Origin of the sequence: Paracoccus bogoriensis (assembly GCF_019431455.1) — a bacterium.
Taxonomy (GTDB): Bacteria; Pseudomonadota; Alphaproteobacteria; order Rhodobacterales; family Rhodobacteraceae; genus Paracoccus; species Paracoccus bogoriensis.
In genome coordinates, this window is sequence record NZ_JAHYSR010000018.1 from 1 (window position 1) to 11,965 (window position 11,965).

The window sequence follows — 11,965 nt, forward strand, 5'->3', positions numbered from 1 at the left end:
CAAATCCCCAGAATCCATCCCACCCTCAGCCGCAAGGGGTGCCGCTCAGACCGCCAAGGTCATATGCGATTCCCCTGGGTGAGGGCCTTGGCGCCGACGACGATGAACAGGCGGCAGACCTTCGGGTCCAGGCCCCGGTCGACCAGGTTGTCGAGCAAGGCCTGAACGGTCGCGGCGTTCTCCGTTGCAGCCTCGACCACGCCCAGCGGGTGCTTCCGGCCATCGGCATCGACCCCGACCGCGCCTGGCATCAGAAGCTTGTCGTTCATGTGCAGCCCGTCGATCTGGATCACCAGAAGATCCAGCCCCGACAGGTCCGAGGCCATCCACGCCTCCAGGCGCGCCCGGGTCAGCGCCTTGAACCGCCGCGACACCGCCGATTTCGACAGCCCCGAGCCCGGCTCGGAGGGCACTCCGGCTTCGGGCAGGCGCACCGCGCGCCCCACCTTGCGCGTGGCCACGTTCATCAGCATCAGGCTTATCGCCCACTGGTCCAGCCAGCCGGGCTCGGCCGCCTCCTTCCAGCTGGGCAGCGCCAGCTCCTTGCCGGTGGTTTTCGATCGCGCCCGCGGGCGCTCCATCTCCACCTGCCGCCGTGAAAGCCCAAGGGCCCCTTGGTCCGCCCCCAGCGGTATCCCGGCCTGTCGGCCGCGCGCGCATGCGGCGCCCGGCCAGCGCCGTCGCATCTTCCTCCAGCATCTGCGCCAGACTCGCCAAGCCGGCGATCAGGCAGAAGCGCTCGAAGCTCGCCCCGACCGCGTCGCGCGCCTCCTCGACCGCCGCGTTCAACTCGGCCGTGCTGGCCAGCGCGACCGGGGATGTGGTGGCTGTCTTCATGGTGTTGCTCTCCGTTTGGATTGGACACCCCGAGCCTGCGGCTCAGCGAGAGCAACGCCACCCCTCACCCCACGAAGTTCAACATCGGGCTGGACATTCCCCTTGGGGGCAGGTCATGTCGCCCGAACGATACCGTCGAGGTCATGGGGCAGCGGATGGAGATGGGCCTTGCTGCGACCCTTGGCCTGATCGCCCGCAATCCGGACGGCAGCTTTTCTTTTAGCGGCGATGCCGGGAGCGACCGGGAGAGCGCCGCAGAGGCCACCCAGCAGGCACCGGAGGGGCAACCCGAAGGCGACACCTTCCGCGCCTCTGACGATGCCGAGGGCGCGCTGACGGCCTTGGTCGAGTCGCTGCCGCCCGGAACGCAGATGGCCGCCTTGAATGCGCTGGTCGAGACCGGACAGGTTGGCCCGGAGATGATCGAGCGCATGGCCCGCCAGTCGGGGGCGGAACCTGCCGACCTTGCCCGCCAGATCGAGGCCGCACATGCAGGCTTCTATGACTCGGTGATGGACAGGGTTGAGGCGATGGGCGTTCACGACAGCGACCTGTTCGGGGACTTCATCGAGGGCGACCCGAAGCTGTCCCGAGAGATGCAGCAGGCGGTTCGCAATCTGATGATGACCAATGACGCAACCGGCTTCGACCGGCTGGCCGAACGCTTTGTGCAATCGCTTGACCGCGTGGACCCGCAGGCCGTGAAGGAAGCGCTGACCGCCTCGGGCATCCCGCATCGTCGCAGCCCAGGGGGCGAGCTTGTGTTGACCTTCGAGGGGCACGGGGAGGTCAGCTATCAGGAGGCCGTGAAGCAGGGCCTCATCCGCGTCTCGCGCGCCTGACGGGAAAGCCGAATCGAAAACACCGGGGCCGGAAGGCTGGCCCTCGGACCGCTATCAGCATGGCGCTGTCAGCGTATCAGCATCAGGCGCACAAGTCGTTGTTTTCATTGAAAAAGACGTTAGTGGTGGAGCCGAGGGGAATCGAACCCCTGACCTCGTCATTGCGAACGACGCGCTCTACCAACTGAGCTACGACCCCACGTGTGCGCCGGTTTAACCGTCGCGGCGTCGATGTCAAGACGCCGCGACACCCAGCAGCCCTACTCCGCCGCCTGCGTGTAGCTTTCCAGTGGCGGACAGGTGCAGACCAGGTTTCGGTCGCCATGGGCGTTGTCCACCCGCCCGACCGGAGGCCAATATTTGTCAACCCGGAACGCCCCCGGGGGAAAACAGCCCTGCTCGCGCGAATAGGGACGGTCCCAGTCACGGACCAGATCCTCGACCGTGTGGGGGGCGTGACGCAGCGGGCTCTGGTCCGCCGCGATGCGGCCTTGGGCCACGTCGGCGATCTCGTCCCGGATGGCCAGCAGCGCGGTGATGAATCGGTCGATCTCGGCCTTTGTCTCGCTTTCCGTCGGCTCGACCATCAGCGTGCCGCTGACCGGCCAGCTCATCGTGGGGGCGTGAAAGCCATTGTCGATCAGCCGCTTGGCGATGTCGTCCACGGTTACGCCATGGGCCGCGAAAGGCCGCGTGTCGATGATGCATTCATGCGCGACCCGGCCGCGATTGCCCATGAACAGGATCGGATAGGCCCCGGCCAGCCGGCTGGCGATGTAGTTGGCATTCAGGATCGCGACGCGCGTTGCCTGCGTCAATCCTTCACCGCCCATCATCAGACAATAGGCCCAGGAGATCAACAGGATCGAGGCCGACCCGTAAGGCGCCGCCGAGACTGCGCCCTTGCCCGTGCGGGGGTCGCCGGGCAGGAAGGGCGCCAGATGCGCCTTGACCCCGATCGGCCCCATGCCCGGCCCGCCCCCGCCATGCGGGATGGCAAAGGTCTTGTGCAGGTTCAGGTGGCTCACATCGCCCCCGATCTCGCCCGGCTTCACCAGGCCCACCAGCGCGTTCATGTTCGCGCCGTCGATATAGACCTGCCCGCCATGCTTGTGCGTGATATCGCAGACCTGCCGCACCGTGTCCTCGAAGACGCCATGGGTCGAGGGATAGGTGATCATCGCGGCCGCCAGCCGAGAGCCGGCCTTGGCGGCTTTGTCGGCAAAATCCTCCAGGTCGATATCGCCGTTCGGCGCCGATTTCACCACGACCACCTGCATCCCGCACATCTGGGCGCTGGCCGGGTTCGTGCCATGGGCCGAGACCGGGATCAGGCAGATGTCGCGATCCTCGCCCCGCGCCTTGTGATAGGCCTGGATCGTCAAGAGCCCTGCATATTCGCCCTGCGCGCCGCTGTTGGGCTGCATCGAGAAGGCGTCATAGCCGGTGATGCGGCACAGCTTCTCGGTCAGGTCGGCGATGGCCTCGTGATAGCCCGCCGCCTGGTCATGGGGCGCAAAGGGATGCAGCGCGCCGAATTCGGGCCAGGTGATCGGCATCATCTCGGCCGCGGCATTCAGCTTCATCGTGCAGGAGCCCAAGGGGATCATCGCCCGGTCCAGCGCCAGATCCCGGTCCGACAGGCGGCGCATATAGCGCATCATCTCGGATTCCGCGCGGTTCATGTGAAAGACCGGATGGGTCAGATAGTCGCTTTCCCGCAGCAGGTCGTCCGGGATCGCGGGCGCGCTGGCCGCCGCCGCCGGGTCGGTGATCCCGAACGCGTCCAGCAGGCGGGCGATCACCCCGGCATCGGTCGTCTCGTCCACGCTGATGCCCACGCGGTCGCGGCCCACGCGGCGCAGGTTGATGCCGCGCTGTTCGGCGGCGGCCAGAATGCCCGCCTGGCCGACGCCCACCTTGACCGTGATCGTGTCAAAGAACGCCTCGGGCGCGACCTCGGCCCCGGCCGCCCGCAGCGCGTTGGCAATGGTCACGGCGTGCAGATGCACCCGCTGCGCGATGGCGCGCAGGCCCACCGGGCCGTGAAAGACCGCATAGAACCCCGCCATGACAGCCAGCAGCGCTTGCGCGGTGCAGACATTGCTGGTCGCCTTCTCGCGGCGGATATGCTGCTCGCGCGTCTGCAGCGACAGGCGCAGCGCCTGCCGTCCTGCGGCGTCGATGCTGACCCCCACGATCCGGCCGGGCATCGCCCGCTTCAGCTCGTCCCGGCAGGACATGAAGGCCGCATGCGGGCCGCCATAACCCATCGGCACGCCGAAACGCTGCGCGCTGCCCACAGCGATGTCGGCCCCCATCGCGCCCGGCTCCTTCAGCAGGCACAGGGCCAACAGGTCTGTCGCCACCACGGCCAGCGCGCCCGCCGCATGCAACGCCTCGATCTCCGGCGTCAGGTCGCGGACATGGCCATAGGTGCCGGGATATTGGAACACCGCGCCAAAGACCTGATCGGCGACCAGATCATCGACCGAGCCCTTGACGATGCGTATGCCCAAGGGCGCCGCCCGCGTCTCGATCACGTTGATGGTCTGCGGATGCAGATCATGAGCCACAAAGAACGCATCGGCCCTGGACTTCGACTGACGCCGTGCCATGGCCATCGCCTCGGCCGCCGCCGTTGCCTCGTCCAGCAGGCTGGCATTCGCCACCGGCAACCCGGTCAGATCCGCCACCATGGTCTGGAAGTTCAACAGCGCCTCAAGCCGCCCCTGCGCGATCTCGGGCTGATAGGGCGTATAGGCCGTGTACCAGGCCGGGTTCTCAAGGATATTGCGCTGGATGGCAGGAGGCGTGACGGTTCCGTAATAGCCCTGACCGATCAGGCTGGTCATCACGCGGTTCTTCGCGGCAACCTCGCGCATCCGCGCGATCAGCCCGGCCTCCGACAGGGCAGGCCAGTCCAGCCGGTCATCCCGCCGGATCGTGGCGGGTATGGTCTGCTCGATCAGCTGATCCAGGCTATCGGCGCCCACGGCCTTCAGCATCTCGACCATCTCGGCCGGGGACGGCCCGATATGGCGGCGGTTGGCGAAATCGTCGGGGTTGTAGTCGGTCGCGGTCCAGCGGCCCATCACGCCTCCATCGGGGCGCGCAGCCCCCTCTTCTTCGTTGTCCAAATACCCTGGGGGTCCGGGGGTGAAACCCCCGGCGCCTGCCGGGTCTCGGCCCGGCAAGGGCCTCAGCCGATCAGCGCCTTGTAGGCATCCTCGTCCATGAACCTGTCCATCGCGCCCGCATCGGCAGGCCGGATGCGGAAGAACCAGGCCGCCATCGGATCGGCATTCACGTCGCCGGGGCTGTCGGCCAGCGCGCCGTTCACCGCCGTGATGACGCCCGCGACCGGAGCCACGATGTCCGAGGCCGCCTTCACGCTCTCGATCACCACGATCTCTTCGCCGGCTTCGACTTCCCGGCCCTCCTCGGGCAGTTCGACAAAGACGACATCACCCAGCTGGTCGCTGGCATGTCGGGTGATGCCCACGACGATCTCGTCGCCTTCGGCGCGCAGCCATTCATGGTCTTTGGTGTATTTCAGCATGACAGAACCTCAGCGTTTGTAGGAAGGCGTGACAAAGGGCAGGGGGCAGACAGTGACGGGCAGGCGCCTGCCACGCAGTTCGGCCTCGATCACGGCGCCATCGGGAATGTCGGCGGGGATGCGTGCCATGGCGACCGGCCCTCCGACCGAGGGACCGAAGCCCCCCGAACTGACCGTCCCGATCGCGCGACCCGCGGCGTCGAACAGCGCCACGCCCTCGCGGATCGGCGCACGGCCCTCGGGGCGCAGGCCGCGGCGGGTTCCGCCCGGGGCCTCCAGCACCTGCGCGGCGCCCGGAAACCCGCCCGCCCGCGCACCGCCCGGACGGCGGATCCTGGGGATCGACCAGGCCAGGCCGGCCTCGGCCGGGGTCACGCCCGCATCCATGTCATGGCCGTAAAGCGGCATCCCGGCCTCCAGCCGCAGACTGTCGCGCGCGCCCAAGCCGATGGGCGCGACCTCGGGCTGGTCCAGCAGCGCGCGGGCAAAGGCCTCCAGCCGCTCGGCAGGCACCGAAATCTCGAACCCATCTTCGCCCGTATAGCCCGAACGCGAGATCCACAGGGCGATCCCATCCCAGTCATGCACCTGGCTGTCCATGAAACGCATCGCCGCGACGCCCGGAACCAGCCGTGCCAGAACAGCCTCGGCCTCGGGGCCTTGCAGCGCCAGCAGGCCGCGATCCGTGACCGGAGTGACGGTCACGCCGCTCAGCGTCCGCAGATGCGCGATGTCCTGTTCCGCGCAGGCCGCGTTCACCACCAGCAGGAAGTGATCCCCCCGATGGGCGAACATCAGATCGTCCAGAATCCCGCCCGCATCATTTGTGAACAGGCCATAGCGCTGCCGCCCCTCGGGCAGGCCAAGCACATCGGCGGGGATCAGGCTTTCCAGCGCCAGGGCGGCGGTCTCGATCCGGCCGTCCTTCGGCGTGACCAGAACCTGCCCCATATGGCTGACATCGAACAGTCCCGCACGGGCGCGCGTGTGCAGATGCTCGGCCATCACGCCCATCGGATATTGCACGGGCATGTCCCAGCCCGCGAAAGGCACCATCCGGGCGCCCCGTTCGACATGCAGATCGTAAAGCCCGGTCCGGCGAAGCGTCTCGGCCATCAGGCCCTCCTGCGAAACAGCCGGACAGCCGGCATCGGTTGAACACGGATGATCCGTGCCACGATGCCCCCTCTGTCCCTGCCCGAACCGGGCGCCTGAGATCGTTATCCCTTCGGCGGGTCTTGCGACCACTCTCCAGAGTTCTTGCGGAAAGCGGTCCTTTCGCCTGAGAGCTTGCCGGGGCGGCTTCTCCTTCGGCCCCGGCAGGCGTGCCGGTGTCTCCCGAATTCCGACCTCACCCCTAGCCGCAGCCCGCGCGCAAGGCAAGCGTCTTGTCGCTTGCGCGCCCCGAAACGCCGTTTTCCGACCCTGTCCTGCCGCTCTGGTTGACACCCCGACCCGCCGCGCGCCAAGGTCGCCCCGCGCAAGGACAGGCCCGGCATGTTGCCCAAATTCTTCCAGATCGGTTTCAACAAATGCGGCACGACCTTCATCGCGCGGCTCTTCGACATGAATGGCATCCCTGCCGCCCATTGGCTGGAAGGCGCCCTGGCCGAGGACATCGCCTATGCCAAGCTGACCGGCGCCCGGCCCCTGGCGCGCTGGGCCGACCGGGTGACGGCCTTCACCGACATGGAATCGGCGCGCTTCCTGAACATGCCCATCATCGAGGCCTTCAAGGATTACGCCTTCCTTGACGCGCATTATCCGGGCGCGGTCTTCATGCTGAACACGCGCCGGGTCGAAGACTGGATCGCCAGCCGCTACCTGCATCGCGGCGGCGCCTATGCGCGTAGCCATGCGGCATGGCGCGGCGTGGCCCTGGGCGATCTGGCCGATCTCTGGGCCCAGGAATGGCAGGCGCATCTGAAAGGCGTCCGGCAGCATTTTGCGGGCAGGCCCGAATTCATCGAGATCGACATCGACGAAGCCACCCCCGAGGATTATCGCCGCGCCCTGTCGCCCTGGTTCGACCTGCCGCGCATCCCCGACCTGCCCGGCGCGGGGGTGCGGCAGGCGCGCCTGCACAACCTGCCCCGCCTGCGCGCCATGCTGGAAACGCCACTGCCGGGCGCCGGCTACACGCCCACAAGCCGCCTGCGGCTGGCGCGCCGTCTGACCGCACTGGCCGCCCCGGCCCGGCTGAGCCTGACCCCTGCGCTGCGCGCGCCCCATGAACAGGCGGTTTGCCTGGACCTCGACCGGGCCGAATTGCGTGGGGCCGATGGCCGCCTTCTGCCCCTGCGCCGCGGGCCGCAGGGTTTCTATCTCGAGGCGAAGCGCCCCGGGCTGTTGCGCGTTGCGCCGGTGGCCAACGACATCGCGCAGGTGGCGACCGGCGGCTGCTACTGGCTGGATATGCGTCCTTCGGGGCCGAACCTTCCGGCCGAGGCGCCGCTGCTGGCCTGCCTGCGCCGGCGCGGCGCGGCGAATGTCTATCTGTGGCCCGCGCCATGGCTGCACCGGATCGGCAATGATGGCTTTCCCGGCGCGCCGCTGCCGCGACGCCCGGCGCTGGCGGACCGGCCCGATCTGGCGGTCTGGCGCGGCAGGCTCTCGGGCCGCGGCGCCGATGGCCGCAGCGCCGAACAGATGCTTCACGCGCTGGCCGCAGGCCATGGCGGTTTGCAGGCCCTGCGCGCGCTGACGGGCCTGCCGCGCTGGCGGCTGGCCAGCCTTGAACTGCCGGGTCTTGACGCCGCGATCCTGCCTGACGCGCGGCTGGAACAGGCGCTGGCGCAGGCGGGGCTGACGCCGCCGCGTCTGGCGGCAGACCATCCGGCGGGCCGCTATGCGATCAGCCTGGCCTCGACCGAGGGCGACAGCGACCTGCTGCCGCTGATCCAGGACGAGGCCGTCGTTCTGGCCGAGGATGACGGCACCGAGAGCTTCGTCACCGGCCTCTTCCGCCCCTGGCGCCATGTTATCCCGCTGGAGCCGGGCGCGGCTGATCTGACCGAGAAGCTGGCCTGGGCCCGCGCCCATCCCGAAACCTGCGCGCAGATCGCCACCCGTGCGCGCCGCCTTGCCGCGCGCCTGGCCGACCCCCAGGCCCGCCGCTTGCATCTGGCTCGTGTGATCGAGGCCTATCGTGCCGCGACGGGCCAGCTCTGACGGGCTATCCGCGCGGAAAGACAAAGCAGCGGTCGCGCCGCAGCATCAGCCACATCGGCGTGCCCGCAGGCGGCAGGAATACGCCCGGCACGGTGGCATTCAGCGTGATGCCGCTGTGCTCGGTGGCGAATTCGACCAGCGATTCGCGGCCCAGATAGCGGGCGCGCACCACCCGGGCCAGCGCCGCCTGCCCGTTCTCCGGCGTGGGCGCTGGCCCCTGACCGGCCCGGTCAAAGTCGATCCGCAGATGCTGGGGCCGGATCACGATATCGACCTCGCAGCCATCGGGCAGTCCCGGCGTCAGGAATTGCCCAAAGGGCGTGTCGGTCAGCGCCCCCTGCACACGCCCCTGCAAGACGTTGATGTCGCTGAAGAACGCCGCCGCCTGACGGTCCACCGGCGCATTGTATAGATTGTAGGGCGCGCCCTGCTGCACGATCCGACCCGACCGCATCAGCAGGATCAGATCGGCCATCCGCATCGCCTCGTCGGGCTCGTGCGTGACCAGAAGGACGGCAGTGCCCTCGTCCTTCAGCAGGGCCAGCGTCTCGTCGCGGATGCCGTCGCGCAGACGCTCGTCCAGGCCGCTGAAGGGCTCGTCCATCAGCAGCACGCCCGGACGCGGCGCCAATGCGCGGGCCAGCGCGACCCGCTGCTGCTCGCCGCCCGACAGTTCATGGGGATAGCTGTCCAGGTGACGCAGCATGTGCACCCGCTCCAGCAGGTCGGTGACGCGGGCGCGGTTCGCGCGGAATCCGCCCTTGAGGCCAAAGGCCACGTTCTCGCTGACCGGCAGATGCGGGAACAGGGCGAAATCCTGAAACATCAGCCCGATGGCCCGCGCTTCGGGCGGCAGCCGCAGATTGCCGTCACAGACTGCCCGGCCATCGACCAGAATGCGTCCCCGGTCCGGCATGTCCACGCCCGCGATGAGACGCAGCGTGGTGGATTTGCCGCAGCCCGAAGGGCCCAGCAGACAGGCGACCTGACCGGCCTCGACCCGGAAGGACACGTCGTCCACGACCCGTCGCCCGTCAAAGCTGCGGGTCAGGTTCTGGACCTCCAGTCGGGCGGGCTGCGTCACGATCTGCCTGTCTTCTGGTCGGAGTGTTTCCGTCGGGTTTCTGCCCTAGCAGCGCCGCAACCGGTCCGCAACCGCCTGATCAGACCGTGAGATTGGTCGCGCCGCCATCCAGCAGGATGTTCTGTCCCACGATAAACCGCGCATGTTGGCTGCACAGAAACGCGCAGGTGGCCCCGAAATCCTCGGCCGTGCCGTAATCGCCGGTCGGGATCGTTGCCTTGCGCTGCGCCCGGGCCTCGTCGATCGAGATGCCCTGCGCCTGCGACACGCCGCGATCCAGAGCCTCGGCGCGATCGGTCGCGTGGATGCCCGGCAGCAGGTTGTTCACGTTGACGCCGTGCCGCGCCACCTGCCGCGACATGCCCGCGACGAAGCCGGTCAGCCCGGCACGCGCGCTGTTGGACAGGCCCAGCACGGGGATCGGCGCCCGCACCGATTGCGAGGTGATGTTGACGACGCGGCCCCAGCCACGCTCCATCATGCCGGGCACAAGGGCCTGCATCAGCGCGACCGCCGACAGCATGTTGGCATCCAGCGCGCGGATGAAATCGTCCCGCGTCCAGTCGCGCCAATCGCCCGGAGGCGGCCCGCCCGCATTCGTCACCAGAATATCGGCCTGCCCCAAGACCTCCAGCACGGCTGCCCGGCCGGCTTCGGTCGTGATATCGGCAGCGACTGGTGTGACCGCGACGCCATGCCGCGCCGCAATTTCCTTGGCGGTGCGCACGATATCGGTCTCGGTCCGGCTGTTGATCACCAGATCGACCCCAGCGGCGGCCAGCGCCTCGGCGCAGCCGCGCCCCAACCCCCTTGACGCGGCGCAGACCAGCCCGCGTTTCCCCCTGATCCCCAGATCCATCCTGTCCTCGCTGTTTGTCGCCCGGCTAGCGAAGCCTCAGCCAGGGACAATGTCAAACCCCTTGCTGATCTGTGCGGGGGGCATCGCATTCTGATGCTTCACGTGTTCAGGCGCATCGCTTTCCGGCCCCTCGCCGCAGTCCGATACGGCACCACTGGATTGCCCTGCAGCATAACGGCTGCGAAGGGGGCATCCCCGGAGCTCAGCCCTCTGCTGCTTCGCGGATCGCGCGGATATTGGCGCCATACACTTCTGGCCGCTCGACCGAGCCGCCCTTGAAGACGGCCGAGCCCGCCACCAGCACATCCGCCCCGGCCCTCGCCGCCAAGGGCGCCGTGACCGGATCAATGCCGCCATCGACCTGAATATGTATGGGCCTGTCCCCGATCATCGCGCGCAGCCGCGCGATCTTGTCCAGTTGCGAATGGATGAATTTCTGACCGCCAAATCCCGGGTTGACCGTCATCACAAGCACCATGTCGCAGAGGTCCAGCAGGCAGGACACGGTCTCGGCCGGAGTGCCGGGGTTTATCGCGATCCCGGCCTTCTTTCCGGTCGCACGGATCGCCTGCAATGTGCGATGAGGATGGGGGCCAGCCTCTACATGGGCGGTGATCATGTCGGCGCCCGCCTCGGCATAGGCCTCGATATGGGTATCGACCGGCGCGATCATCAGATGGACATCCATGAAGCTGCGGACATGCGGCCGGAACGCCTTGACCGCCGGGGGGCCAAAGGTCAGGTTCGGCACGAAATGCCCGTCCATCACGTCCACATGGACCCAATCGGCGCCCTGATCCTCGATGGCACGGATCTCGGCGCCGAAATTGGCGAAGTCGGCGGAAAGGATCGACGGCGCGATCCGGATCTGTCGGTCGAAGCTCATGGCGGCCCCCTCTCTGGCTGATCGTGGCCTGCACGCTTGCGGCCCTTGCGTCAAGACCGGACAGGTCAGGGCGCCGCGCGCAAGGCCGTGACCTCGCTGGCAGGCGCCGAGCCGCCGCCTTGAAAGATCAGTCGCGTGCCGTCCGCGCCAAAGGACGCTTCGGTGATCAGCCCATAGGCGCCGACCTTTGTTTCCGCCACAAGGCGGCCATCGCGGCGGCTCTCCAGCGTAAAGCTGTATTGCCCCTCGGGCAGTCGGCTGCCGTCCTGGCGCTGCCCCGTCCAGTCAACCTGACCGCTGCCGGGCCCGATCTCTGTCCGTTCGATTACCGTGCCTGCGCCGCTGCGCGTGACAAGCTGAACGCTATCGGCCGAAGGATCCGGCGCAATGTCCAGCGTGATCGGCCGCCCCGAAAACCAGACCGGCGCCGTGGTCCGCGCCTCTTTTCCGATCCACGAGGCAAAATTTCCCCCGCCCGAGGCCCCCGCCATCTGCGCCAGCAGCTTGTTCGTGTGAGCCTGCTGCTCGACCCCGGCGAATGTCGCCAGCTGGACGGCGAAATCCGTCCCCTGCATCGGATTCAACGGGTCCTGGTTGCGCAATTGCGCGGTGAGCATTCGCAGGAAGGTCTCGAAATCTGCGCCTGAGGTCGCGCTCGAAAACCCGGAAACGGTCTGGCGGGTAGCCGTGCCATTGCCGACAGCTGTCACATTCATTGAGATCT

General features: G+C 67.9%; 9 protein-coding genes, 1 tRNA gene, 1 pseudogene and 1 riboswitch. Of the genes and pseudogenes, 2 read left to right on the forward strand and 9 right to left on the reverse strand.

From position 1 onward, the window contains the following. Positions 1-65: 65 nt before the first annotated feature. Positions 66-837: pseudogene (locus tag KY389_RS09930) on the reverse strand (transposase); the annotation flags it as partial. Between the two features lie 20 nt (positions 838-857). On the opposite strand from KY389_RS09930, the gene KY389_RS09935 reads away from it, so the two are divergent. Continuing rightward, positions 858-1,679, forward strand: coding sequence for an RAD23 family protein (locus tag KY389_RS09935; protein ID WP_219830782.1), 822 nt, complete (start codon positions 858-860; stop codon positions 1,677-1,679). Positions 1,680-1,802: 123 nt separating this feature from the next. On the opposite strand, the gene KY389_RS09940 is transcribed toward KY389_RS09935, so the two are convergent. From KY389_RS09940 to gcvT, 4 genes are all read right to left on the reverse strand, one after another. Continuing rightward, positions 1,803-1,878 (reverse strand) — tRNA-Ala (locus tag KY389_RS09940). A 61-nt stretch (positions 1,879-1,939) separates the two neighbouring features. After that, positions 1,940-4,774, reverse strand: coding sequence for an aminomethyl-transferring glycine dehydrogenase (gene gcvP / locus KY389_RS09945; RefSeq protein WP_219830783.1), 2,835 nt, complete (start codon positions 4,772-4,774; stop codon positions 1,940-1,942). Positions 4,775-4,881: 107 nt separating this feature from the next. Then, complete coding sequence (gene gcvH / locus KY389_RS09950; RefSeq protein WP_219830843.1) at positions 4,882-5,238, reverse strand: glycine cleavage system protein GcvH; 357 nt, start codon at positions 5,236-5,238, stop codon at positions 4,882-4,884. 12 nt (positions 5,239-5,250) lie between these two features. Further along, complete coding sequence (gcvT, locus tag KY389_RS09955; protein ID WP_219830784.1) at positions 5,251-6,357, reverse strand: glycine cleavage system aminomethyltransferase GcvT; 1,107 nt, start codon at positions 6,355-6,357, stop codon at positions 5,251-5,253. A 144-nt stretch (positions 6,358-6,501) separates the two neighbouring features. Then, a riboswitch (glycine riboswitch) is annotated at positions 6,502-6,592 on the reverse strand. Positions 6,593-6,738: 146 nt separating this feature from the next. Here gcvT and KY389_RS09960 point away from each other — a divergent pair. After that, entirely contained in the window at positions 6,739-8,412 is a 1,674-nt protein-coding gene (locus KY389_RS09960) for a hypothetical protein (protein WP_219830785.1), read from the forward strand. 4 nt (positions 8,413-8,416) lie between these two features. Here the strand turns inward: KY389_RS09960 and KY389_RS09965 are convergent, their stop codons facing one another. From KY389_RS09965 to KY389_RS09980, 4 genes are all read right to left on the reverse strand, one after another. After that, entirely contained in the window at positions 8,417-9,496 is a 1,080-nt protein-coding gene (locus tag KY389_RS09965) for an ABC transporter ATP-binding protein (RefSeq protein WP_219830786.1), read from the reverse strand. Between the two features lie 79 nt (positions 9,497-9,575). After that, on the reverse strand, positions 9,576-10,355 hold the full coding sequence (locus KY389_RS09970; protein ID WP_219830787.1) for an SDR family oxidoreductase: 780 nt from the start codon (positions 10,353-10,355) through the stop codon (positions 9,576-9,578). Positions 10,356-10,557: 202 nt separating this feature from the next. After that, positions 10,558-11,241 (reverse strand): ribulose-phosphate 3-epimerase, encoded by a 684-nt coding sequence (gene rpe, locus KY389_RS09975; protein ID WP_219830788.1) that lies wholly within the window; start codon positions 11,239-11,241, stop codon positions 10,558-10,560. A gap of 65 nt (positions 11,242-11,306) precedes the next feature. Then, a complete protein-coding gene (locus KY389_RS09980) occupies positions 11,307-11,957 on the reverse strand; it encodes a flagellar hook capping FlgD N-terminal domain-containing protein (RefSeq protein ID WP_219830789.1) in 651 nt (216 codons plus the stop codon). Positions 11,958-11,965 lie beyond the last annotated feature (8 nt).

Bases quoted from the DNA above. Each gene is read 5' to 3' on its own strand.
- gcvP (WP_219830783.1), bottom strand. From the start codon at position 4,774: ATGGGCCGCTGGACCGCGACCGACTACAACCCCGACGATTTCGCCAAC.
- gcvT (WP_219830784.1), bottom strand. From the start codon at position 6,357: ATGGCCGAGACGCTTCGCCGGACCGGGCTTTACGATCTGCATGTCGAA.
- KY389_RS09960 (WP_219830785.1), top strand. From the start codon at position 6,739: ATGTTGCCCAAATTCTTCCAGATCGGTTTCAACAAATGCGGCACGACC.
- KY389_RS09970 (WP_219830787.1), bottom strand. From the start codon at position 10,355: ATGGATCTGGGGATCAGGGGGAAACGCGGGCTGGTCTGCGCCGCGTCA.
- rpe (WP_219830788.1), bottom strand. From the start codon at position 11,241: ATGAGCTTCGACCGACAGATCCGGATCGCGCCGTCGATCCTTTCCGCC.
- KY389_RS09980 (WP_219830789.1), bottom strand. From the start codon at position 11,957: ATGAATGTGACAGCTGTCGGCAATGGCACGGCTACCCGCCAGACCGTT.